This is a genomic window from Niastella koreensis GR20-10, assembly GCF_000246855.1.
GTDB classification, from domain to species: Bacteria; Bacteroidota; Bacteroidia; order Chitinophagales; family Chitinophagaceae; genus Niastella; species Niastella koreensis.
Window position 1 is genome coordinate 6410982 of sequence record NC_016609.1, and the last position, 24709, is coordinate 6435690.

Annotated in this window: 21 protein-coding genes; 14 read left to right on the forward strand and 7 right to left on the reverse strand. The window is 44.9% G+C overall.

What is annotated here, in order from left to right; genetic code table 11:
* Positions 1-82: 82 nt before the first annotated feature.
* A complete protein-coding gene (locus tag NIAKO_RS25395) occupies positions 83-1435 on the forward strand; it encodes a cytochrome P450 (RefSeq protein ID WP_041347299.1) in 1353 nt (450 codons plus the stop codon).
* A 128-nt stretch (positions 1436-1563) separates the two neighbouring features.
* On the opposite strand, the gene NIAKO_RS25400 is transcribed toward NIAKO_RS25395, so the two are convergent.
* The 3 genes from NIAKO_RS25400 to NIAKO_RS25410 all read right to left on the reverse strand — a co-directional run bounded on the left by NIAKO_RS25400 (position 1564) and on the right by NIAKO_RS25410 (position 5174).
* Positions 1564-2547, reverse strand: a complete 984-nt coding sequence (locus NIAKO_RS25400; protein ID WP_014221317.1) for a M12 family metallopeptidase — start codon at positions 2545-2547, stop codon at positions 1564-1566.
* Positions 2548-2729: 182 nt separating this feature from the next.
* The gene (locus NIAKO_RS25405) at positions 2730-3749 is read right to left on the reverse strand and encodes a hypothetical protein (RefSeq protein WP_014221318.1); all 1020 of its coding nucleotides are present in this window, start codon (positions 3747-3749) and stop codon (positions 2730-2732) included.
* 3 nt (positions 3750-3752) lie between these two features.
* Positions 3753-5174 (reverse strand): MBOAT family O-acyltransferase, encoded by a 1422-nt coding sequence (locus tag NIAKO_RS25410; RefSeq protein WP_014221319.1) that lies wholly within the window; start codon positions 5172-5174, stop codon positions 3753-3755.
* A 166-nt stretch (positions 5175-5340) separates the two neighbouring features.
* Here NIAKO_RS25410 and NIAKO_RS25415 point away from each other — a divergent pair, with 166 nt between their 5' ends.
* From NIAKO_RS25415 to NIAKO_RS25430, 4 genes are all read left to right on the forward strand, one after another.
* Positions 5341-5760: a nuclear transport factor 2 family protein gene (locus NIAKO_RS25415; RefSeq protein WP_014221320.1), complete on the forward strand. Its 420-nt coding sequence runs from the start codon at positions 5341-5343 to the stop codon at positions 5758-5760.
* A gap of 157 nt (positions 5761-5917) precedes the next feature.
* On the forward strand, positions 5918-6811 hold the full coding sequence (locus NIAKO_RS25420) for a lysophospholipid acyltransferase family protein (protein WP_041349326.1): 894 nt from the start codon (positions 5918-5920) through the stop codon (positions 6809-6811).
* 20 nt (positions 6812-6831) lie between these two features.
* The gene (locus tag NIAKO_RS25425; RefSeq protein ID WP_014221322.1) at positions 6832-7851 is read left to right on the forward strand and encodes a fatty acid desaturase family protein; all 1020 of its coding nucleotides are present in this window, start codon (positions 6832-6834) and stop codon (positions 7849-7851) included.
* Between the two features lie 97 nt (positions 7852-7948).
* Complete coding sequence (locus tag NIAKO_RS25430; RefSeq protein ID WP_014221323.1) at positions 7949-8806, forward strand: Dam family site-specific DNA-(adenine-N6)-methyltransferase; 858 nt, start codon at positions 7949-7951, stop codon at positions 8804-8806.
* Positions 8807-8824: 18 nt separating this feature from the next.
* Here NIAKO_RS25430 and NIAKO_RS25435 read toward each other — a convergent pair whose 3' ends face one another.
* A complete protein-coding gene (locus NIAKO_RS25435; RefSeq protein ID WP_014221324.1) occupies positions 8825-9847 on the reverse strand; it encodes a PorP/SprF family type IX secretion system membrane protein in 1023 nt (340 codons plus the stop codon).
* Between the two features lie 4 nt (positions 9848-9851).
* Positions 9852-13367, reverse strand: coding sequence for a gliding motility-associated C-terminal domain-containing protein (locus tag NIAKO_RS25440; protein WP_014221325.1), 3516 nt, complete (start codon positions 13365-13367; stop codon positions 9852-9854).
* A 213-nt stretch (positions 13368-13580) separates the two neighbouring features.
* Here NIAKO_RS25440 and NIAKO_RS25445 point away from each other — a divergent pair, with 213 nt between their 5' ends.
* The 8 genes from NIAKO_RS25445 (at position 13581) to NIAKO_RS37165 (ending at position 22098) form a co-directional block, all read left to right on the forward strand.
* Positions 13581-14039 carry a hypothetical protein gene (locus NIAKO_RS25445; protein WP_014221326.1) on the forward strand — a complete coding sequence of 153 codons (459 nt, stop codon included), beginning with the start codon at positions 13581-13583 and terminating at the stop codon, positions 14037-14039.
* A 101-nt stretch (positions 14040-14140) separates the two neighbouring features.
* On the forward strand, positions 14141-14962 hold the full coding sequence (locus NIAKO_RS25450) for an alpha/beta hydrolase (RefSeq protein WP_014221327.1): 822 nt from the start codon (positions 14141-14143) through the stop codon (positions 14960-14962).
* Positions 14963-15333: 371 nt separating this feature from the next.
* The gene (locus NIAKO_RS25455) at positions 15334-16380 is read left to right on the forward strand and encodes a methyltransferase (RefSeq protein ID WP_014221328.1); all 1047 of its coding nucleotides are present in this window, start codon (positions 15334-15336) and stop codon (positions 16378-16380) included.
* Positions 16381-16728: 348 nt separating this feature from the next.
* Positions 16729-18537 (forward strand): DUF885 domain-containing protein, encoded by a 1809-nt coding sequence (locus NIAKO_RS25460; protein ID WP_014221329.1) that lies wholly within the window; start codon positions 16729-16731, stop codon positions 18535-18537.
* Positions 18538-19682: 1145 nt separating this feature from the next.
* Positions 19683-20021 carry a DUF6249 domain-containing protein gene (locus NIAKO_RS25465; RefSeq protein WP_014221330.1) on the forward strand — a complete coding sequence of 113 codons (339 nt, stop codon included), beginning with the start codon at positions 19683-19685 and terminating at the stop codon, positions 20019-20021.
* A 3-nt stretch (positions 20022-20024) separates the two neighbouring features.
* Complete coding sequence (locus NIAKO_RS25470) at positions 20025-20570, forward strand: RNA polymerase sigma factor (protein ID WP_014221331.1); 546 nt, start codon at positions 20025-20027, stop codon at positions 20568-20570.
* 3 nt (positions 20571-20573) lie between these two features.
* Positions 20574-20915: a hypothetical protein gene (locus tag NIAKO_RS25475; RefSeq protein WP_014221332.1), complete on the forward strand. Its 342-nt coding sequence runs from the start codon at positions 20574-20576 to the stop codon at positions 20913-20915.
* 43 nt (positions 20916-20958) lie between these two features.
* A complete protein-coding gene (locus tag NIAKO_RS37165; RefSeq protein ID WP_014221333.1) occupies positions 20959-22098 on the forward strand; it encodes a TlpA disulfide reductase family protein in 1140 nt (379 codons plus the stop codon).
* Here the strand turns inward: NIAKO_RS37165 and NIAKO_RS25485 are convergent.
* Positions 22067-22492 (reverse strand): response regulator, encoded by a 426-nt coding sequence (locus tag NIAKO_RS25485; protein ID WP_014221334.1) that lies wholly within the window; start codon positions 22490-22492, stop codon positions 22067-22069. The two genes, NIAKO_RS37165 and NIAKO_RS25485, sit on opposite strands and share 32 nt — an antisense overlap.
* Position 22493: 1 nt before the next feature.
* Positions 22494-24062: a PAS domain-containing protein gene (locus tag NIAKO_RS37170; RefSeq protein WP_049815608.1), complete on the reverse strand. Its 1569-nt coding sequence runs from the start codon at positions 24060-24062 to the stop codon at positions 22494-22496.
* 315 nt (positions 24063-24377) lie between these two features.
* Here NIAKO_RS37170 and NIAKO_RS25495 point away from each other — a divergent pair, with 315 nt between their 5' ends.
* Positions 24378-24695 (forward strand): hypothetical protein, encoded by a 318-nt coding sequence (locus NIAKO_RS25495; RefSeq protein ID WP_014221336.1) that lies wholly within the window; start codon positions 24378-24380, stop codon positions 24693-24695.
* The last annotated feature ends 14 nt before the right edge of the window (positions 24696-24709 follow it).

Below are 24709 nucleotides of genomic sequence, written 5' to 3' on the forward strand. Positions count from 1 at the left end.
AGCGGGAATTACCGATGGTTGTGAAAAAAAATTCTGTGGAGGTTGTAATTTAGCGGTACTGCCGTTCCTGAAACCTATTAATATGATCACCAAACGCCATAAGTACCAATTGCCTGAAGGGTATTCATTACTTCAGTGTATACTGCGGGCGCGCGCCTTTTTAAAAGATCCGGTAAAATGGATCTCCAACAATATGGACCGCTTTGGCGGAACCTACACGGCCGCCATTGGTTTCAAAAGAAAACTCATTCTAACCCAGCACCCCGGGTTCATCAGTCATGTATTAAAAGAGAATCATAAGAACTATCAAAAATCTACCATTTCCACAGATGCCGGCGCCACGTACTTAGGGAATGGGATCCTTTTTTCCAACGGCGCTTTTTGGTTACAGCAACGAAGACTGATACAACCGGCTTTTCACCGGGAGAAGCTGCAGGCACTGCAATTTGTAATTATAAAAACCATCAAAGAGTCGATCGAAAAATGCCCTACCGGGAATGCGGTTGATATTTACCCCTTTGTTCACAGCGTATCCTTCCAGGTATTACTAAGATCGATATTCGATATCCCCCTTTCACCAGACACCTTCAGGGAGATCACCGGGCTTTTCGGCAACATCCAGGAGTTCTTATTCACCGATACCAACCAGCCGGCACGCCGGTTGTTGTACCCGTTTACCGGAGAGCGGCGCAGCACGGCACGAAAAACACAACGGTTAAGGTCCATTATCAGGGATGTTATTCACCAAAGAAAATCCAGCGGCGAATCAAAAGGCGACTTGCTGGATATGCTTTTGAACAGCACCTATGAAGACACGGGGGAAAGCATGGGGGAAGAACAGATCATTAACGAATTGGTGGTGCTTATTTTCGCCGGACATGAAACAACGGCTAATACCCTGTGCTGGCTTTTATACCTGCTGACCAGCCATCCTCCCGTTCTTCAACAGTTACAGGCTGACCTGATCGAAACCAGCCTGCCCGATGCATTGACCAATGAGCGGCTGAAAGCGACCATTAGTGAAGCTATGCGGTTATACCCCGCCGCCTGGATGACGGAACGGGTAACCCTTGCAGCAGACAGTTTTGGACCCTATACTTTTCCTGCGGGAACAATTATTATCCCGTTTTTCTATGGGCTGCACCGGAATGAACAGCTATGGGAAAACGCTTCCCTGTTCAACCCCGAAAGATTTATGCATAGCGAAAAAACAGCCTGGGCCGGCCATTATTTCCCATTCGGGGCAGGCCCCAGGATGTGCGTGGGAAATCATTTTGCCATGGCCGAAATGTGCTTCTTCCTGCATGCTTTTTTAACAACATTTCAGCTGCAATCAACGGGTCATGTTCCTTCTATGAAAGCGCTCATTTCCCTGCGGCCCGACAAGGTGATCCTAAACATTAAAAAAAGGGTGTTGGATAAAGCTGCCGTCTAAAACCCAAACCCCTCTTTGTTTCTTTTGCAGGTAAATAAACCCTTTTCAATTGAAATCCCAGGCCTTTCGGCCCGGGATTTATTAGCTATCCGGCAAGAATTTTTGACGATTTCGTGTGGTTTGTTTCCCTACTTTATCAAACTGGACTTAATCGATTCTTCAATTTCGGTTTCACTCACATCCTGCTCTTCGGTCCACGCATCCTGGTAAGCTTCAGTTCCATATTCCATGGCATGAGACCCGTTGAAAGGTTTCGGATAAACCCTGGCTGCAAATTTATAATCCGTTTCATTGATATCTGTACCACCCACTATTGGTTTACCGTCTTTGGTAATGGATCCGGGTAATTGATAACACATGATGGAAGTCTGATCTGCCGGCGTACCCATAATTGATTTTTCGCTTAAAGGAGTAAGCACTTGCTGATCTACTGTTGCCTGGTCCCAACCCTGTGTTCTTTCAAAATATTCGTACGCTTTTTCCTTATCGATCCTGTTTATAATAGACAGTCTCATGTGTTCGTGGGGAAACCCAAGCGTATGCCCCGTTTCATGCCTTACCACTCTATGAAATTCACTCTCTTGCGTATTCATGGTGAACCCCTGTAAATTCATGGTTTGATTATTTTTTGGAACGTGCAGAATGTCTGTCCCAAGATAAGACCAGTATCCTCCATCACCTCTGGATATTCTTACATTGCCATTCGCCGATGTTTCTACAAAAGAAATGCAGGCTGTTTTTGACCATGCATTCATATGACTTACAATCCGCCTTCTCAGGTCCGCTGGCGTAGATTCCATAAAGCTTACCGTTAGCTTGCGGGGAGAAGGGCCCCAGTATTTTGTAGTAAGCAACGTCAGCTTCATTGGATCGGCTATCAATTCTGCAGCCATTTCTCTTGAAGACTCTATCAGCGGCCTGTTTACAGGATATACCTTAACGGCTGTTTCAGCAGCTTTTTCAAGAAGATGTGCCGGGAGCATTTTAATGGAGCATCCGATCTCCTCAGGCATACTTTTATAATCTTTCTCGTTGGTTGTATCACCAAGCGCTTCATTAGCGATCTTTACAATGCGGGTTAAAGCCTCTTCGGCCTTGCTTGATTTGTTCATGATTAAACCTCCTTATTTTAAGAGTTAAATGATTAGTCTGAACACGGGAAAAATGTTTTGCTCAGTAATTCCTGTTTCTTAAAAAGGTAGTGGGATTAAGAAGAACTATTCAGCAGGGGTACGATTGCAGGCAAATTTGGAAATAAATCTTATTGGAACAAAATGATTGTTATCACTCTTTTTTAATGTCTGTACGCCAACCGTTCCTTCACTTCCTGCGAAAACTTCGCAGTGCCCTTACTATTCACATGCAGCGGATCGCCAAACATCGTATCCGGCAACCATACATCGGTTTGCAATACACATAACCGGGGATACTTCTTTTGCAGCCCTTCCAGGAACTGGTTTATGGTAGTTTCATATACCGATTTATTATAGGAGGTAAAAGAAGTTTGGTTCATAGGCGGTTTCACTAAATATACCGCCATGTTATGCGCTGCAGCCAACTGCATGATCTGGTCAAGATAATACCGATTGATCTGTCCGGGTTCAAATTTAAGACTGCCATCTATGCTGTTCGTGCTATTGGAATCGGCAACACCAAAGTTTGTGTAACCCCGGTAGTTACTCAACTGCGTAAGCACTTTTTGTTTTGCCATATTGGTCTCCGCTTGGGTAAAACAAAAATTATTCAACCCATCCAAAAATGTTGCCCGGTAAGAAAAAGGAGCATGCCAGTATTTTAATTTTCTAACAAACTGATCGTACCGCAGCGTTTTATTACCCGCGGCATGGTTATGAAAAAGATAGTTGTATTTTCTTTCTAATTGCTCCAGTTCTTCCAGCTCGCTATTATCAATAAACTGGTAAGGAATGGTCCTCAGGTTAAACCAGCGGGAGTATTCGCTGATGTACGACATACCGTATACCATTACCAGGGTATCCACCTTATTGTGCTGCAGGTATCTCTTCAAGGTAATATATCCTTCAAACAGATCACTGCCCGGAATGGATAAATTAATCCAATGCTCACCCAACTGGCGGGGGTTAAGACTTGCATTTCCCCGTGAGTCACCAATGATAATATTGGGATATCCCGTCTTCTTATTGATCTGATCATATTGATAACGGCACTGAAAATAATCCACCGCAGTTCCTAAAAAGAACTCTGGCTTTTGAGAAATGAACGTATAGATAATGATCCCGGATAATACTACCGTTACCAGGAGATACAGGAGAATCTTTGACAGAAATTGCTTCATGGCCTAAAACTGAAAATAAATAAAGTTTGTTTGCTTCCCAAAGAAGAAGAACACCAGCAACGCCAGTACAATGTATACTATCGGCTTTATTCGCTGAGGTACCCGTAAGCTGCGCTCGTCCCGTCGCAACCACCAGTCGCAGGCAATTAATGGAATAACATAACAGCATACGCTCAAACATAGCAACCAATCTTTTGGCTGCTTAAAATTGGTAACGGAACAGGTCACATACCCGATGGCTTCCTTCATATCGGCAGCGCGAAAAAACACCCAGGCAAATGTTACAAAAGCAAAGGTGATCATCATTTGCGATAACTCTTTTACCGAAGGCAAGCTGCTTTCCCGGGCAACCACATCCGAAGGATATCTCCGGTTCCGGTTTAACAGCAGCAAGGGTAAAAACCCACAAGCGTGAATACCTCCCCACACAATGTATTTCCAGCTGGCCCCATGCCAGAAACCGCTTACCAGGAAAATGATAAAGGTATTTCTCACCGCTTTTAATTTTCCCTGTTTGGAACCGCCCAGTGGAATGTATAAATAATCCCTGAACCACGATGACAGGGAAATATGCCAGCGGCGCCAGAACTCGGCGATATCGCGCGAAAAATAGGGGAACCTGAAATTGGTCAGCAATTCAAACCCGAACAACTTTGCAGTACCTAATGCAATGTCTGTATAACCGCTGAAGTCGCCATAGATCTGAAAGGAGAAAGCAATGGCACCTGCAAGAAGTGAAATAGCATGCTGATCGTGATAATGAGTAAAGATTTTATCTACAATGATCGCCAGGCTATCAGCAATCACTACTTTTTTAAACAGCCCCCACAGGATCAGCCTGCACCCATCCGCAGCCTGCTGATAATTAAAAAACCTTCTTTTCCTGATCTGCGGCAACAGGTGACTGGCCCTTTCAATAGGACCGGCTACCAGCAGCGGGAAGAATGAAACAAAGACGGCATAATCAATAAAATTTCTAACCGGCTTTTGTTTCTCCCGGTAAATATCGAACACATACGACATGCCGTGAAAGGTGTAAAATGAAATGCCGATGGGAATGGCCACCTTCAACAACACCACATGTGGATGTAACCCTAATAAGGCCAGCCCCTGCTGAAATTGTATGGCAAAAAAATTATAGTATTTGAATACGGCCAGGATGCCCAGGTTATTCACCACGCTCAGCCATAAAAAAAACCTGGCTTTTTTCCGGTTGGTAGAAGCCACGCCGAACCCATATAAAAAATCGAGTAAAGTACTGATTGCCAACAGCACCATGAATTTCCAGCTCCACCAGCCATAAAAGAAATAACTGGCTACCAGCATCAAAACATTCTGCCAGTGCAGCGACCTGCTGAAAGCAAACCAGTAAAGGGTAAAAACAAGGGGTAGGAACAATAAGAATTCAACCGAATTAAATAACACTACAGATCAGGATTTTTTGCAAATCTAATGAGCGTTGATAAAACTCACTCTTTTTTGTATCAAATGTCAAGGGCGCTCCTCCCGTTTCAACGCAACTTTGACTTGTCAAAACAAACAAAACTGCCTGGAAAACAATCATTACAATTAACTATTAAAAAATTACACAATGAAAACCGCCAAAGACTTATTACTGGGATACCTTGGAAATATCAACAACGCCGATGAGGCTATCAAACTTTTTGCAGATGACGCCACCCTCGAATTGCCTTACCTGAACAGCCTGGGTTTGCCCTGGCAGTGGCATGGCAGGGATGTGCTATATAAATTTTTGCAGAACTTACCCAAAACCTTCCCTGATTTTAAATTCCAGGATATAAAAATACATATCGATACGCCCGACCAGGTATTTGGCGAATACAGCATACAATGTACCGTTGCCTCAACCGGCAGGCCCTATCACCAAACCTATATGGGCAGGCTGGTGGCTGAAAACGGACAAATCAAACTCCTGCGGGAGGCCCTCGATCTGGCACAGGTGGCCAAAAGTATGTTTCCCAATGGCATTGCTGACCTGCAAGGCAAGTAAAAAATCCGGATTGGCGGGTCAACCAGCCGGCCAATCCCTTTTTTCCCGGGGAGCGACTAATTGATTACCCGTAGAAATTTTTAAAAACTGTGATTTTAACATTAAACAATTCCTGGATTTGTTTGTATCCGGCTATAAAAAGCTATCTTGGGCCGGCATGCAAGGGCTGATTTATTACATTTCGTTACCGTTCATTTATTTTCTTTCCCTCCTACCCTTTCCAATCTTATACAGGGTTAGTGATGGGTTCTATTTTATTCTTTACTACGTAATTGGCTATCGTAAAAAGATAGTTTTGCAAAACCTTCGCAATTCTTTCCCCGAAAAACCGGAAAAAGAGATCAACAGATTGTGCAAGGATTATTTTCACTACCTCAGCGATCTCTTCCTCGAGAGTTTTAAAACGCTTACCATCGGGCGCGCGTCCATGTTAAAACGCTGCACCTTAAGCCCCGAAGCAAAAGACATTTTCGACCGCTATAACCAGGAAGGGCAAAGCATCATGCTGGTAATGGGGCATTATGGCAACTGGGAATGGGCCGGCAATACCTTCAGCATCCTTTGTAAGCAAAAACTGTTTGTGGTGTATCACCCGTTTCGCAATAAATACTTCAACGGGTTGATCGTTCGCATGCGTACGCGCTTCGGCACCGGGCTTATTGCCATGAAAGACACCTTTAAAGACATGGTGCGAAACAAGGCAATGATCACCACCACGGCCTTTATTGCCGACCAAACACCTTCGCCCGAAAGCGCCTCCTGGACTACTTTTTTAAACCAGGATACCCCTGTTTTCAAGGGCACCGAAAAAATTGCCCAGAAAATGGGTTATCCTATTGTTTACATAACAATAAAGCGGCTGAAAAGAGGTTATTACAACATATTGGCGGAAGTTTTAGTGGAAAACGCTAAAAACACCGCCGAGGGGGAAATATCTGAATTGCACACCGCCAGACTGGAAAAAGACATCCGTGAACAACCTGAAATATGGCTCTGGTCACACAGAAGATGGAAGCACAAACGCCCGGTAGAAAAAAAATCATTCGTATAAAAAACCCTTTGTCTCAAATCATGCAAAAAAAACCGGGTCGGGAGCTGATCCTTGCTACAAAACCGTTTGCCAAAGAAATTGTATGGAAAAGCTGGTTGTACAGCTTAACTACCCTCGCTATCCTGATGGCGCTTGTTTCAGGCATTTATTTGTTGGACAATATTTACCTGCGGGTTGCCTGCAGCATTGGCGCCGGACTTACCATGGTGCGCATGTTCGTGATCTATCACGATCACCAGCATCATACCATCCTTAACCGGTCGGTTCCTGCCAATATCCTTTTCAACCTGTACGGTATTTTCATCCTGGCGCCTACCAGCATCTGGAAGCGGAGCCACGATTATCACCACAACCATAATTCAAAATTATTCAGCGCCAGCATTGGTTCATATCCTATTATGACCAAACAACGGTTTCTGCAGGCCTCCAAAGCCGAGCAGCGTGGGTACCTGGCTGTGCGTCACCCGTTGACCATTGGTTTTGGCTATATCACCATGTTTATTATCGGCATGTGTTTGCGCTCTTTTCTCAGTGCGCCTAAACGTCACTGGGACTCACTCATTGCGTTGATCGTTCACTTTACCATCAGCACCCTGGTTTTTGTTTACCTGGGCTGGCTTACCTGGTTGCTCGCTGCCTTCATTCCATTTTTACTGGCCTTTATGATAGGCTCGTATCTGTTTTATGCGCAGCATAATTTCCCGGGCGTAACCTTCAGGGAAAAAGACGACTGGTGTTATGAGGAAGCAGCCATGTCATCGAGCAGCTACATGGTGATGAACCCATTCTGGAAATGGGTTACCGCCAACATCGGTTATCATCACATTCACCATATCAATTCGCGCATTCCGTTTTACCGTCTTCCCGAAGTAATGGCAAAGCTGCCACAGTTGAAGGAAGCAAAAACAACCAGCCTGAATCCCTGGGATATTGTGGCCTGTTTTAAGTTGAAGGTTTGGGACCCCGGTACCAATACAATGGTAGGACTTAAAGAAGTGTACTACGAACAGCCTGCCATAAGCGCGATCACCGCCAGTTAACACTAACTATATATTAAACGCGAATCCCTTTCCCGGCTCAGCCAGGAGAGGGATTTTTGTTATATTTACTTATCCCCCAAACCCAATGCCGGCATATATGATAAAAGACAGATTTTATCCGCCTACAGGCCAACTGCTGAAATGGATTGGTAACAAACAAAAATTCGCGGCTGTTATCACCGATAACTTCCCGCCACAATTCAACCGGTACCTGGAACCCTTTTTAGGCAGCGGGGCCATCCTGGCAACAGTAGCGCCTGTTAACGGCATTGGGGCAGATACCTTTAAACCCCTGATCGAGATCTGGCAAACATTAAAAAGCCAGCCTACCATAGTAAAAGCCTGGTATGCCGAGCGCCGCTGCCTTATTAAAAACGAAACCACGAAAGAACAGATCTATAAAAGCGTTCAACAATCTTATAACAGCAAGCCCAATGGAGCTGATTTTCTTTTCCTGTCAAGGTCGTGTTATGGCGGCGTCATCAGGTTTAGAAAAACAGACGGCTATATGTCAACCCGCTGTGGCCCCCATACGCCTATTCCTCCCGAATCTTTTAATAAACGGGTAGACAGGTGGTACAACCGGATAAAGCATACCGAATTCATGCACGCCGATTACAAAGAAACTTTTGCCATGGCCCAAAAAGGCGATCTGATCTATTGCGATCCGCCCTACTCCTTCAGCCAAAGTATTCTGTATGGTGCGCAGGCTTTTAGCCTGGCTGAGCTGTTTGAAGAAATCGCCCGGGCAAAACAAAAAGGCGTATTTGTAGCGCTTAGCATCGATGGTCATAAAAAATCGGGCAACTTCATTTGCGATCTGCCTATTCCTCCCAACCTGTTTGAACGCGAAGTGTTTGTTGACGTAGGCGTTTCCATGCTGCGCCGATTTCAGCGGGAAGGCGAAACCCTAAACGATGAAAACGTACACGACCGGCTTTTATTAACGTATTAATCTCGCGCCTTTCCAAAATCACCATACATTCCGCGGACAGGTATCGGCATACCGGTTACCAATCAAAAAACCAATGATCAGTTCGTGCGTGCCCCTGCTGGCAGTATTTAAGGCTGTTTTTGTATAATCGTAGGAGTAACCAATATTAAAAGTATTTGCCACATTCAGACCAACCATACCGGCATAGCCATCCTGCAGGCGATAACTGGCGCCCAGCCATAACAGGTCCTGGTATTGCAGTTTCATGTTTACATCAAACTGTGGGTTCGTAGGGGTACCCTGCACGTATTTTACCATAACAGAAGGCAGGGCATTGATATCGTCGTTCAACAAAAAACGATACCCCGCTGTGGCAAAGAAATGCGGAATGGCTTTGCCGGTAACCGGCGCGGTATTATTGCCATAGCTTATCGCTGAAGGAATGATCTGTTGGGCAGACACCCCCACAAAATAATCTCTTGAATACAACCAAAGCCCCGCATTGAGGTCGGGTTTCAACTTGTTTATATTACCACTGGTTTGCGCCGGATCTGTATTTACGCCATCGCCAAAGTCAGTCTTGGACATATCACGATGCAACTGGTTGATACCGGCGCCAAAACCAGCCGCCAGGTTGGTGTTGGGCGTTAGGCCTATATGATAAGCGTACGTAACATTCGCAGTAAAGTTGTTGAAGTTGCCGGTATGATCGTTTAACAGGATCAGCCCGATGCCGCTGTGTGGTTTGGAAGGTGTGTAGTTCTCCCAATAGGATTCGCCGCGCGGGTTTTCACCGGGTAATTGAAAAGAAGTAGGCGTTGTTTTTGTGTCTTCCTTGTCAATAGGTCCCTGTACCGTTACATAAGCGGTTCGCGGCGCCCCGTTCAACCCAACCCACTGATCGCGGGCGCTTGCTTTTACATCCCAGTAATTTTCGATACCCGTAAGCGCGGGGTTCAAAATGTAATTGTTTAAAATATATTGGGTATAGTGAGGTTTTTGTTGTGCCTGCACAACCATTACACTCAAAACAAACAACCAGCTTATGTACAGTTTTTTCATATTGCTATCGAATAATATCTACATAACCCGACATCGTGGTTCTGCCATTTCCCGGATTGATGATATAATAATACGTTCCTACAGGCAACGGACTTCCATTGAACATTCCATCCCATGATTGCGAATAACCTGCCGACTTGTAAACCAGTTGTCCATACCGGTTAAACACTTCAACCGTAGCACCGGGATAGGTGTTCAGGTATTTGATCTCCCAGCGATCATGGATGCCATCCCCGTTTGGCGAGAAGGCATTGGGTACATGGATCGCCTTTAATACTTTAATATTAATGTCGTCTGAAGCTTTGCAGCCCTCCGATGAAGTGGCCGTAAGGGTATAACTGATATCGTCAGCTGGCGAAGCCTGGGGCTGCAGAATGGCCGGGTTACTTAATGCGGTAGGCGGCGTCCATCTGTAGCTCAGGTTATTGCCCGAAGCCGTGGCCGGCAACGTAAAATAATTTCCTTCCAGCATATAGCTGTCGGGCCCTGCATTTACTATGGGCAGGGGATATACCTCTTCTGTTTGTGTTATTGAATTTACGCAACTGTTGTCAGCGGTAAACACATACTGCAGGGTATCTGTTCCTGCTTTGGCTGTGGCCGGACTGAACACCCCGCCCTTGCTAACGCCTTTACCTGTATACACGCCAAATCCGGTCAGTCCATTCAGTACCGATGCCTGGGTTAATTGAAAAGGCGCCACATCTATACAAACCGGGGTAATGGGGTTGAATTGTAATTGAGGAATGGCCAGTTCCGTGAACGTTTTACTGGAAGAACTCAAACAGGTTTGCCCGGAGTAAGCCACCACCTGTACCAGGTAATTTTTTGTAGCGGGGTTAAACAGTACCGGGTATTGTGAACTGTATTTTTTGCCGGCAGTGGGATCTTCATCTATTGTTTTGTTGGTAGGGTCGTTGCCATAATCCCAGTAAATTTCCAGGCGAATGATGTTCCCAAAATCAACTGTTGAATTATTGGTGAACGTAAGTAGTTTGTTACTGCAAACGGAATTGCCATCATCGAAGGCAAATGCAGCCTGCGGCGTAGTACCATTTATGGTGAGCACCTGTTTAACCGAATCGGCACAGCCATTATTGGAAGTAACCTTTAAGAACACGGTATAATTACCGGTAGCGGTGTACTTATGCTGCGGATTTTGTACGGAAGCGGTATTATTCGCCGGCGTAGAATTGGGATCGCCAAACGTCCACAGGTATTGAAAGGAGGCCTGCGTGCCATCGGCAATAGTACTGGTATCGGTGAATTTTGAAAAGGGATCACTCAAACAGTTTTCCGGCAAAATAAACCCGGCGGTTGGCTGTGCGGTAATAGCAATTTGTTTGGCGGGCGCTTTATTGATACAGCCCTGATCGCTTTGGGCAGTTAAATTAATGGTATAGCTGCCCGTTGCTGCGTATGTATAATTAAAAGCAGCATTGGATGTTTTTGTAAGCGTTTGACCATCCCCCATAGTCCAGGTGTAGCTGGCAATAGTACCGCTGCTGATGGTTGATCCATCCTGCACATTAATATCGTGCCCTACACAATATGGACCGGTGGTTTGAAAAGCCGCCACCGGCAATGGATTTATGATTACCGGTTTTTGTACCGTATCGGTTAAACAGCCTACCTGCGTTATGGCAGATAAAGACGCGTTGAAAGTAGCCGCTGTTTTGTAGATCTCATAAGGATTCTTTGCACCCGATACATCTCCATTGCCAAAGCTCCACGACCATTTGATGATCGGGTTGTCGCCTGTTTGCGATTGATCGGTAAAGTAAGTGGTATCGCCCAAACAGGTACCGGTAAAAGCAAATCCTGCTGTGGGTTTCGGATATACCTTCAGATCGAAATCTATTTCCTGTTCGCCGGTGCAGCCATCGGGCGTTGGATTATTGGCGATGATCTTGATGGGATATGTTCCCGGCGCCGGTCCTTTATATAGGTTAGGCAGCCGGTACAGGTAGAGTTGTTTGCCATTTTTTACAAACGAGGAATCCGCTACGGGCGAATTGATCAATTCATCGGGGTACAACCCACCGAACTGCCACTGTACTTTGGTGGGCATATACGGAAAGGTCATGGAGAAATTAAACGGCGCATCGGTACAGGTAGCCGGGTAATCAACAATTGAGTATTCGTTCTTTATTGAAATAAACTGGTAAAGGTCTTTCAGGTTCATCCCGCCCGAAAAACCATACGACTCCACATTTCCCAGTCCATAGGCAATGATATTGAAACCGGTGTCACAGGTAATATTATGCGTACCTGCTGTCGTTCTTATTTGCGCAAACACATATCCATTATCCTGCGGCACAGGGGTAAAACTGTTAAATGATGCCCCGTCTATCTTAAAACTACTGATGGCAGACGGATCATTTTTCAACACCACATTTAGAAAATGCGTATTGATATTAATACCCGGCGGCTGCATGGAGTTTAAGGTAACGGCAGCAATGGTTTGTTCAACCGGGTTTAAATAGATCATCTCCGGATCACCGTTGGAGGTATTGCCATCACAACCCTGCGTAGTAAAATACTCCGAAACCAGGATGGGTTTGTCAGACTCAATAACATTGGTGGTATTACTGGTGAATTCGTAATAAAAGTTGTTTACAAAACTGGTTGCCGCAATGGGCGAACCATTTAGCGTAACGTTTGCCGTGGGATCCGATTTTACAATGCGAAAGATATTCGTGGGGTTGGTCAGCTCGGGCACGGTGATGTATTTCTTCCCCCAGGTAGCGGTGGGGTACATTTCCTGGTACAGGTTATCGGCCGTACCGGCTCCCGGGCACCCAATGGTAATTTTACCGCTTCCGCAAAAAACTGCAATGCGTTTACAGCCCGAACCATTGTTCAACGATCGCACCCTTGACCCGGTAAGGTCAACGCCACTGTTGCCGGAGATGGTGCCCAGCACATTATAGATCTGGCCCTGTTGTAAAGTAACCAGAAAAGGAACATTGGCAGCCTTTCCGCCTTTGGTAGTAGCGCTCGGTGTTATTTCCACCGTAGTGGTGCCGGTATCGGCGGCTATTACAAAAAAATAGGAATAAGAGCTGGGGTCGTTGGAGCGCTGGGTATAATTCACTGAGTAGTAATCCCTGCCAAGCGTAGCGGTAGGTAAACAAACGGTGGCGCCCGAAACCGCACTTACATAAATAAAACTATATACAACTACCGGCTTATCAGCGGTTACATGAATGCCGTGGTTATACAAACCATCATCCATCAATGCAGCTGCCCTTGGAATATCGATGGTGGTAATTTGATTGGGCTGAACCGTAAAACTTTGTGAGAACCCGATACTGGCAATGGTAACCTGGCCAGAGGTGGCCACATCGGAAGTAATGTACAATTGCATTTTCTCAGCCGGGGTACCGGTAAACATGCGTACGTGGTTGCCATAGCCAATCCAGAAATCTTTCCCCTTATTGGAAAAATCCTGTGCAGTTAATACGGAAGAAATGCATAGAGCAGTCAGTACCAATACAGTTCTAAGCAAGCTGGGCATGGGGTTCGGGTTGGGATGTTAGTCTTGAACTTTGTTCGACTGAAGATAAATTTAAAAGTTTAATATTTGAATCAAACAACCAGTCATTAACAAACTTCCGGTTAAAAATGGTGCCGGAAAACCTACCGGAAATCCAGTAGAAAAGATTCACGCCCTTCCGGTATTGTAGTTCTACCCCGATCCTTTCAAATTTGTGGTTGAAAAATATAGTCTATGAAAAAGATACTTACCGTACTAATGTCAGCATTCCTGCTTACAGGCGCCATTTCCTGTAAAAAAAGTTCTGACGGAAATAACAACAATACCAATTCCGGAGCGAAGTCTATCGTAATCAAAATCACTTTGTCGCCCGTACCCGGTACCAACCAGGGCTCGTTCACCGGAGCAGTGAATGCCATGCTCCCCGGTACGGATCTCGCAACCTGGAAAGTGAATGATGTGGTTCGCTCCAATGAAACCACCATTGGGTTTACTACAGCCGATTTTAAGAACGGCGTGCTGACGCTGGAAACCACCGCACCGGTTACCATTACCAACCTGTCGGTATCGGGTGTTACAACTGCCCAGTTTCCCTATACGGCAACTGTTCAGTGGACCCTCGGCGGAAAGGCCAATGATCCCATAAGCCTTCCTGTAACCAGCACCATGACACGATCTTACGAAATCAAATAATTTTACCCCGTACAATTATGGTTTAACGCCGAAGGGCTGTTCTTACAAGAGCAGCCCTTTTGTTATTTTGCCTAACTTGCTTCACTAACATAAGCATCACTATGAAACAAACGATCCTGCTTCTTTTATTGGCTACCTGCCTGCACCTGCATGCCCAAACCACGTATGAAATAAAGAAGAACATTGGCTATTATCCCGAGACTGCTTCGCAAAACGACAGCTATATCAAATCTCAATGTACCATTGACCTTTATTACCCTGCCAACAAAAAGAACTTCACCACCGTGATCTGGTTCCATGGGGGCGGACTAACCGGCGGCAGCAAAGAGATCCCTAAACAGCTTATGGAGAATGGTTTTGCGGTGATTGGGGTGGGTTACCGGCTTTCGCCAAAAGTAAAAGCAGCAACCTGCATTGAAGATGCGGCAGCGGCCACCAACTGGGTGTTCAAACATATTGCAGAATATGGCGGAAATCCCAATGCCATCTTTATCTCCGGGCATTCTGCAGGCGCTTATCTTTCATTGATGATCACCATGGACAAAAAATACCTGAATAAATACGACTTCGATGCTAACAAAATAGCCGGTGTTATTTCGCTCAGTTCACAAACCATCACGCATTTCGCCATCAGGAATGAAAGAGGCATAAAAGAAACGCAACCTGTAATTGACGAATATGCGCCGCTGTACCATGTCCGGCAGGACCTTCCGCCCATTATTTTGTTTACAGGCGATGCAGAAAAAGAAATGCTGGGCCGGTATGAAGAAAATGCTTACCTGTACAGAATGCTGAAGTTAAATAAAGTGGCAGAAGTAAAACTCTATAAAATGGATGGGTACGATCACGGCAGTATGCCGCAGGCCTCTTATCCGTTGATGATAAAAGAAATTGCCCGTTTACAAAAGGAAATAAAAAATTAGCCCGCCTCTTCCGCCATCACACGGCTTCAGCGGGGTCATCTTCCTGCCCGATAAAAAAAGAGCAACCGGGGCACCGATAATGAAAAAGGCCCGGGGCAGGAATAATTGGCAGCACATGAGTTTGTTCAGCTAATTAATGGTTATATTCGTATTGAAAGCCTACCCCGGCAAGGCATCCGGGTAATTGTTGGCTTATTGCTCAGAAAGCCTTTTTCCTTTGTATCGCATCTTTATTCCTTATTTTATTCAATTCGTTCCTTCCCATCCGGCATTCATTGAAACGCGCTGTAAAAACCTTTGCTTTCAAGGTAGCTTCGTAATGCGTGCCACAACCATGCAACGAAGGATTGCTCATTAAAAAAAACTGTATTATGGTTTCAGAAACTATCTCAACAAATGTAGAGGTAACGCCCATGCACATATTGCAAACAGGATTGGGGTTCTGGTCATCAAAGGTCTTACTCACTGCAGTTAACTTTAAATTATTTACGTTGCTGGCGCAGGGACATAAAACCGCGGATGAATTAAGAACAGCACTGAACCTTCAGCAAAGAGGGCTAACCGATTTTCTGGATGCACTGGTGGCCATGAATTTTCTGGAAAGGGAAGGCAATGGCGCCCGGGCCCAATATTTCAATACGCAGGAATCGGACACCTTTCTTGACAAAAACAAACCATCTTATGTTGGTGGCATCCTGGAAATGGCCAATAACCGGCTCTATCCTTTCTGGAGTCATTTAGATGAAGCACTGCAAACAGGCATGCCGCAGAATGAAGTAAAGAGTGGCGGCAAATCCTTGTTTGAAACCCTGTACGATGATGAACAGAAGTTAGAAGAGTTTGTGGCCGCCATGGGTGGCATCCAGGCCGGTAATTTTAATGCCTTTGCCAGTCAGTTTAATTTTTCAGGTTTTGAAACCCATTGTGATGTAGGCGGCGCCGGCGCCGACCTTTCCATCCATATTGCCCTTCATAACCCGGCAGTACATTCGATAAGCTGGGACCTGCCCCGGGTAGCGCCCATTGCCAATCGCAATATTGAACGCTTTAAAGTGCAGGACCGGGTAGTAACCCAATCAGGCGATTTCTTTAAAGACGAGTTTCCAAAAGCCGATATAATTACCATGGGTAATATTCTGCACGACTGGGACCTTGAGCAGAAGAAAATGCTTATTCAAAAAGCATATAAAGCATTGTCCAAAGGAGGCGCCCTGGTGGCCATCGAGAATGTTATTGATGATGAACGCAGGCAAAATGCCTTTGGCCTGCTGATGTCGCTGAACATGTTGATTGAAACGCATGGCGGTTTCGATTATACAGCCGCAGACTTCACCAGCTGGGCAAAGGATGCCGGTTTTACCAGGGTAGACATCATGCACCTCACCGGACCCAGCAGCGCCGTGATCGCTTATAAATAGATTCTTAAAATAAAGTGTGCGTCCCTCCCGATATATCGGGAGGGATTTTTTTTGGCATAAACTCCGTATTTTACTCTTTCTAAATAGTATCATGACCACACTTTTACATATAGAAAGAAAAAGTTGAACACCTGCTGGACCTGGTTCATTTAAACCATATTAAATCGAACCTAAAGAAATAAGAAATCCGCTTACTTATCCTGCTTCGCCCTATTTTAGCCTTATCATATGAAAACAATTGCAATGAGTACAGCACCCTCCTTCCTGGAAACCAAAAAACATTATCCCGTACTGGATGCAATAAAATCATAAAGCAACTTATTTTACAATACAAAAATGTCAGTCACTATGAATAAATTATTTCCGGCACTTCTGATAATATGCTCGCTGGCAGCGTGCAAAAACAAGAAGGCCGCCACGGCGCCTGAATCCAGTAACAAAGAGCTGGCCGCCCTTTTTGAAAAGTACTATATGGACCGCATGGCCTTGCTGCCGGTGGAAGCTACCATCAACGGCGACAGCCTGCACAACGACCAGCTGCCGGCAGAATTTACCGACAGCTACCGGCAGAAATTAACCGATTTTTTTGCTGCTAACCTCCAGGACATTCAGCACTTCAACCGGGAACAACTCAACGAAACCGACCGCACCAGCTACGATATTTTCAAACGCGAAATGGAAATGAGTATCGAGGGCCTGAAACACAAATATTTTTCCTCCATCGATTACAGCATCGATGGCTATGTGCCCTTTAACCAGTTTTATGGTTTACCGCTTTCCTTCGGACAAATGGGCAGCGGCGCTGGCGCTCAACCTTTCAACACCGTACGAGATTATGACAACTGGTTAAAACGGGCGGCCGCCTTTCCGGCCTGGGCCGACAGCGCCATCGTGTATTTCAAAAAAGGGATCGATGCCGGCAATGTGCTGCCAGCGAAACTGGTAGTGAAAATGATAGACCAAATGCAAAATATGGTGGCTACCGATGTAACCAAAAGTTTGTATTATGGTCCTGTTAAAAACATGCCCGCCGGTTTTCCAGAGGCTGATAAAAAAAGACTGACCGCTGCCTTTACCCCATTGATAAAAACAACCCTGTCGCCCGCTTTTCAAAAGCTGGCCGACTTCCTGAAAAAAGAATACCTGCCCAAAGCCAGAACCACCACCGGGATCAAAGATGTTCCCGATGGACCTGCCCTGTACAATTATCTGGTTAAGTATTGGACCACCACGGCTAAAACTCCGGATGAAATTTATACAACAGGCCTGGCCGAAGTAAAACGTATCCGTGGGCTTATGGACAGTGTGAAAAACTCCGTAGGCTTTAAAGGCGACCTGAAAGCCTTTTTTGAATACATGCGTACCGACAAACGCTTTATGCCCTATAAAACACCTGAGGAGGTGCTCAACGCCTTCAGGAATATCCAGGCCCGCATTGAACCGCATCTGAAAGATATGTTTGGCCATACGCCCAAAATGAAATTCGAGATCAGACAAACGGAAGCCTTCCGGGCGGCCAGCGCCAGTGCCGAATACAAACAGGGAACAGTAGACGGAAAACGCCCCGGTATTTTTTATGTGCCTATCCTCGACGCTACCAAATTCAATACTACCAGTGGTATGGAAAGTTTATTCCTGCACGAAGCCATTCCCGGTCATCACTACCAGGTTAGTTTAACATTGGAAAATACGGCGCTGCCTACGTTCAGACGCTATTTGTGGTATGGCGCCTATGGCGAAGGCTGGGCCTTGTATTGTGAAAGCCTGGGTAAAGAACTGGGCTTGTATACAGACCCTTATCAATATGCAGGGGCGCTGGGTGATGAAATGCATCGTGCTATCCGCTTAGTGGTTGATGTGGCCATGCATGCAAAAAACACGACGCGGGAAGAGGCGATCGCCTATATGATGGAAAACGAAGCCATTTCAGAAGAAGGCGCCACAGCGGAAATAGAACGCTACATGGCCATTCCGGCACAGGCCTTAAGCTATAAGATCGGCGCTTTGAAGATCCGGGAACTGCGCAACAAATACAGCCACGAGCAGGGTGCTAAGTTCAGTTTATCCGCCTTTCATGATGAATTCCTCCATTTCGGTTGCATGCCGCTTGAGCTGGTAGAAAAGAATATGGATGAGTGGGCTGCTGCCAATAAATAATACATAAACAGAGCTTTTTATCTCCCCCCGGTTCAGCCGGGGGGATTTTTATTTTTAGGAATCCCTGAGCGCTGCGCTCCTTGGCGTAGGTGAGGAGTAGAGGGCCTACACTATTCATTTTTATGAGTTCCTGATTCAAAATGCAGGTCTTACTTTTCATTTTGCAGGTTCCATAAAGCAAATAGCACTTCCGTTAATTCATTTTGTTGGTTCCTTAATCAATTTATTGCCTTCCCCGTTTCAATCAGCCATCTGCTCCCGGCCCGCAGCATGCTACTCAAATCGGCAGAAAGCCATCAATTTTTATGTTTGAGCCACCTTAAATCAAGTACAACCCTCCAATAGTCAATTTCCAGGGCCCATAATTTAATTCCAGGTCCCGGCAATTTATTTTCTTACGTCCAGGCGCAGCTTTTTTCATAACAAAAGTTAGTAGAGACCCATAAAAAGTTAATGGAGTGCTACAGAGATTTATTTTGAACCTCCAAAAAGTTAGTTGATGGACTCCAAAAATCAGTTGATAGCTAAAATAAATCGCATGACGGCCTCCAAAAATCGCATGACAGCTCCAAGATTTACTTTTAAGGTAAGCCAATCAATTTTCGTTAGGCAATAAACTATTTTGACCAGGGCATCATTCACTTTGGGTTAGCCATGAAGTATTTAAGTCATCGCATGAACTACTTTGCTACTTCCATGTGCCATTTGCCTCATCCAATGAAGCAAAGATGTGACTTCATAAGCCATTTATGTCATCCAATGTGTTATTGTTGTCATGCAATAAGCTGATGTTGTCAAAAAAAATGCAAAAGACGATTTTGGCTAAATTAACCTCCTGATATGGGCCGCCACCTCCGCTAAATCATTATTCAGTTGATGCCCCCAACCAACAATTTTATAAAATGTAGCCTGCGGAAATTGCTTTTCATAAAGCGACAAATGGGAGAACGGCACTGTTTCATCATCGGTAAAAGAAGACCGAATAGAAAAAGACTATTCCTACGAGGTCCATGTTGAATTCCAGATCGATCCCACCAGTTTATCCACGATACGTAATAATTTTTTAGCCTTTATAAAAAATAGCAATGAGATTTTGTAACCTTTACTCCTAACCGGGGATCAAATAAGTAAATTATAACGCAGGCATGGATAAACAAATATTTTACATATGGCTCACAATCATCATTTGTGCTTTTTTAGCCTGGTACTTCCGGCACAGGGATGGGCACAAAGAACGGATGAAGCTGATTGAACAGGGCATCAACCCCATGGAAAAAGCTGCCAGTGATCGCAAAACAAGCTGGATGAGCGCCGCCATTGTTATAGTGGGCATATGCATAGGGATGATAATAATCTCCATACTGGTGAAGTTTAAATTATTAAATCACTTTGGCAATGCCTTCCCCCTGGCAATACTGGGTTTGTGCGGCGGCATTTCTCTGATCATTGCCAATGTAATAAAATGGAACAGAGACAAGCATTGAAGCATGGACGAGATCTACATTCAAAAAGTATTAGATGGAGATGTTCAGGCTTTCCGGTATTTTTTAAAGGAATATAAAGATATGGCCTATACCCTGGCCATCTCGGTTGTAAAGGATGAATTTGTGGCGCAGGAAGTGGTGCAGGACGCGTTTTTAAAAGCATTTGGAAACCTGCAACACTTCAACAAACAATCAACCTTCCGTACCTGGTTCTACCGGATTGTTATTAATGAGTCATTGAAACGGCTAAAGCGCCTGCGAAATGAAAAGATCATCTATGGGCACGAAGACGAGGAGGCCGCCATTGATAACAGCATGCTGTTAAACATGCAAAAAGAAGAACAGCTAAAAATGATCAACACGGCATTGGACCAGCTCGATCCCAGGGAAAGCCTGGCATTGCGGCTTTTTTACCTGGAAGAACAGAATACCAAAACGGTGAGTGAATTAATGGGGGTGTCTGTTGCCAATATTAAAGTATTACTGTTTCGGGCAAGAAAAAGCATGTTGCAGGTTTGTAATGAATTAATCAAGCGCAGTAAAAGGTAAACTATGACCAACAAGGATGCAAACAACGACAACCTTTTTAACCTGATTGGGGAAAGCAAATTGGAAATGCCTTTCCATGATTTTGAAGATACCGTAATGCATAAAATAGAAGAGGCTGCAAAACAAAAAAAGAAGCCCTCGATTCCCATGGTGCTTTCCGTCCTGTTTTTTTTCGTTTCTTCCTTACTGGGCATTCTTCTTATCGGATTGTTGCAAAACACGCCCTTTCATTTCCCTGACTTCACAACCGGGTCTACGGTATTATTGTTACAGGCCGCCTTCGTTTTTCTTTTCTTATTTCAACTCGAAAAATACATCCGGCACTTTATAATGCAGAAACACTAAGCCACTACTTTCTATTATTCTTTAATAAATCAAAATCATTGCTATGAATTTGAAAGGAATTGCTATGCTCCTTACTGTACTCGTTAGGTTACACGCAAATGCGCAAACCATCAGGATCAAAGGGAAAATCACCAATTGTGATACGCTGCTGGTACTGTTTCAGGGCGCCGAAAAAACCGACACCCTGCTGACCTGCAATGGGGAGTTCACCTTCGCCAGGAAAGTCGCCAACCCGGAACTTTATCATCTATACCTGGTAAAAAACAATCAGTCTATCGAAGCCATAAAAAGCGGAAAAGAAGCAAACATTCGAAACCGAAATGATCTTGCCAGGAAGGAACTTTTCCTGGAGGCCGGCACCATCAACATCCGTTCCACCTTTGCCGGTTTTCAAAAAGCCCCTACTCAAATGCAGCACCGTACTTCACAAAGTTTGTATGATGAATACCAGGCAAGGTTCACACCCCTGTTTAAAATGGCCCGCACTATTCTTGACACCTCTTACAAAGTAGGAACAGAACAAGAAAAGCAGTTATGCCGGAATTTATATAACAGAGTGCTTCGGCTGGAAGACCAGGTAGCCCAAAAATTCATCCTGGATAATACCAGCAATTCAGTGGGCGCCTATGTATTGTACGCTCATTTCAGAATTGATAATTATACGTTGCTGGACTCAATCTATCATTTATTCGACTGCCGGCTGCAATCAACTTATTACTTAAAGAACGTAAAAGATAAAATCCTCGCACTTAAAACTGTTCAACCGGGGGCGCCCATACCCGCATTTACAGCTACCGATATAACTGGCAAACGGGTTAACCCTGACAATTTTAAAGGACGTTATGTTGTGCTGGACTTCTGGTTCACCGGCTGCCCGCCCTGCCTGAAAGGTTTTCCTAAAATGAAAGAATATGCTGCTAAATACAAAAACAGGTTGGAACTGGTAAGCATTTCCTGCAAAGACGAAGATCCGGTATGGCGCAATTATATAACCAGTAACCAGTTAACCTGGACACAGATCTTAGACACGCGTGGACCTAACAGCCTGGCCACCCTGTTCAATATAGAAGCGTACCCCACCAAACTGATAATTGACACCCAGGGAAAGCTGGTTAAGATCTGTACCGGGGAAACGGAAGAGTTTTATAATACTATTGATGAGTTGTTGAAAAACTCAGAATAGCCTTTTTATCAATCAACGCCACCACCCGGGCAAGCAGTTGTTTAAGCTCACTAAACTGATTGGGCTTTAATACATATGATAAAGCTCCGAGGCGGATAGCCGCTTCCTGGGCGCCGTCGGGCGCAGAAGTTGAATAAATAATTACCGGAATATGTTTAAACGCCTCGATGCTTTTGAGGATGGACAGGCAATGCCAGCCATCAATAACAGGCATGTTTATATCTAGGAAGATCAGATCGGGCAGGTGCTGCTTTTTTGATTCCAGTAACTCAAAAGCCATTTGCCCGCCGCTGGCGCTTTCAAAATGAATATGAGGCGCTACCCGCTGCAAGGCTTCACCAAACAATTCCCTGTCATCCGCATCATCGTCTATCAACAAAATAGTAGCCGCCATATTAACTGGATTTTTCGTTCAATGGCAAAGTTATAATAAAGGTGGCTCCTTCGTTAACTTTACCCGATGCAGTTATTTTTCCATTATGCCGTTCGGCAATTTTTTTACATAATGCCAAACCCAATCCGGTGCCTTCGTATTCATCTTTGCTATGCAGTCGGGTAAAAGTTTTAAAGATCATTTCAGCCTGGGCAGGGCTGAAGCCAATGCCATTATCCTGTAAAATGATCCGGGCAAATTTACCATCCTTTTCCAATTCAGCGTCCAGGTTAATTACAGGGGTAACACCCGGCCGTGCAAACTTCAGTGAATTATTCAGCAGGTTATAAAACAACTGGTAAATCAATAGGGCAGACCCGAAGATAGTGGGTAGCTTTTTATAATTTATTTCGGCATTCTTTTGACTGATCACCAGTTCCAGATCTGTCTTAATATGATTGATAATGTCATTCAGGTCCACGCCTTCCATTTCCTTTTCTTTGGCGTTCAACGACGAATACAGTAATACGCCATCGATCATAGCGGTCATGCGATTGGCAGCTACTTCAATTTTGGAAAGGAACCCTTTTGCTCTTGGTGGCAGGTCATCGTTAAATTCCTCCTGCATCCGGCTTCCGAAGATGATGATCTTTCTTACCGGTTCTTTTAAGTCGTGCGAGGCCACATGCGCAAACTGTTGCAGGTCTTCATTGGAGCGTTGCAACTCCCGGGTACGCTCGGTAACGAGTTTCTCCAGCTTTTCTTCGTTTTGCTTCAGTGCTTCTTCCGCCAGTTTAATTTCGGTAATATCACGGGTAGTACCGGCCACCGCTTCTACCTGCCCCTTTTCATTGATCACCGGCACAAAAATGTAATCATAGATGCGTTTGCCCAGGGTAGCATGTGGAAAGGAAACTTCTCCCCGGATACTCTTTTGCGTAGCTACCACGTGGTCAATCTCGCGTTCGTGCATTTCGGCATGCCAGGGTTCGTACCCTACTTCTAACAATTTTTTTCCTTTGGATTGTTCCCAGGTCAGGCCCCACATGGTTAACAATGCCTCGTTGGCGTAAATGAACCGGTAGTTCAAATCGAATACATAAATCAGGTCGGGCGTACTGCGGGTTATTGCTTCATACAACCGCTTTTGCCTTTCCGATTCATCCCTTGCCAGCCGGAGGGCGACTTCATTTTCCTCCGCCCTTTTGCGTGCAAGCACCTGTTCGGTGATGTCATTGGCCATCACTATAACGCCCGAAGCTTTTTTGCCAGTTTCCAGGATTGGCTTGTACACATAATCGTAATATACATTTACAGGCTTCCCGTCTTTCAACAATACCGCTTTCTCTTCCGGACAATAATAGGGCTCCCCGGTTTCCATCACCTTTCTCAACAGTGCCGGAAAGGCTTGATCTTTTAATTCAGGCAATACTTCCAACAGGGGCTTGCCTATTATTTCAGCGTTGCGCGACCAGGACTTATATAGCTGCTCGTTAGCAAATTCTATAATGAAATCCGGGCCATTCAGGATCACAATTGCGGCCGGCGCCTGCATAAATAAATTTTGCAGGCTGTATTTTTCGGAATCCATAACAAACGAAGGAGTCTCAGTTGATAACTGACTCATTATATTATCGCATTAATGTATAAAGTAAATTGGATTGGATTGTTCCCCCGTACAAGTATAATTACATGAAATTACTGAAATTCAGCCAATAATCATTTCAGCCTTCAATGACAGGTATTTCAATGGTAAAACTAACCCCTTCTCCTTTTTTACCACTCGCGTGAATAGAGCCGTCATGATGATTTTAACAGGGCAAAAAAGTGTCATAAAAAATCATGCCAGCAAAGTTTTGAGGTTTGGAGCCAGGCTTCTATATTGTACGCAAATAACTACCCTATTATGCCCCAGCACCTATGGATAAAAATGGCCAACCTGGTATTTGAACTGGAAAAGAAACTATCCACAGGACAGCCCTCCACAGGCATCGTTCGCAATATAGACCGGATGAAATCTGTTCTGGAAGAAGCCGGACTGCTGCTGCTCAATCCATTGGGCGAACCGTATAACGAGACCCGTACCGACCTGGAAGCCAGCATTACCGGTGACGCAACCATAAAACTGCAGGTGCTGGATGTTATAAAACCCATCGTTTACACACAACAGGAAGACGGCCGGTCGTTATTACAGAAAGGCGTTGTGATTGTAGGTAACAAATAAAATAACTAACATAT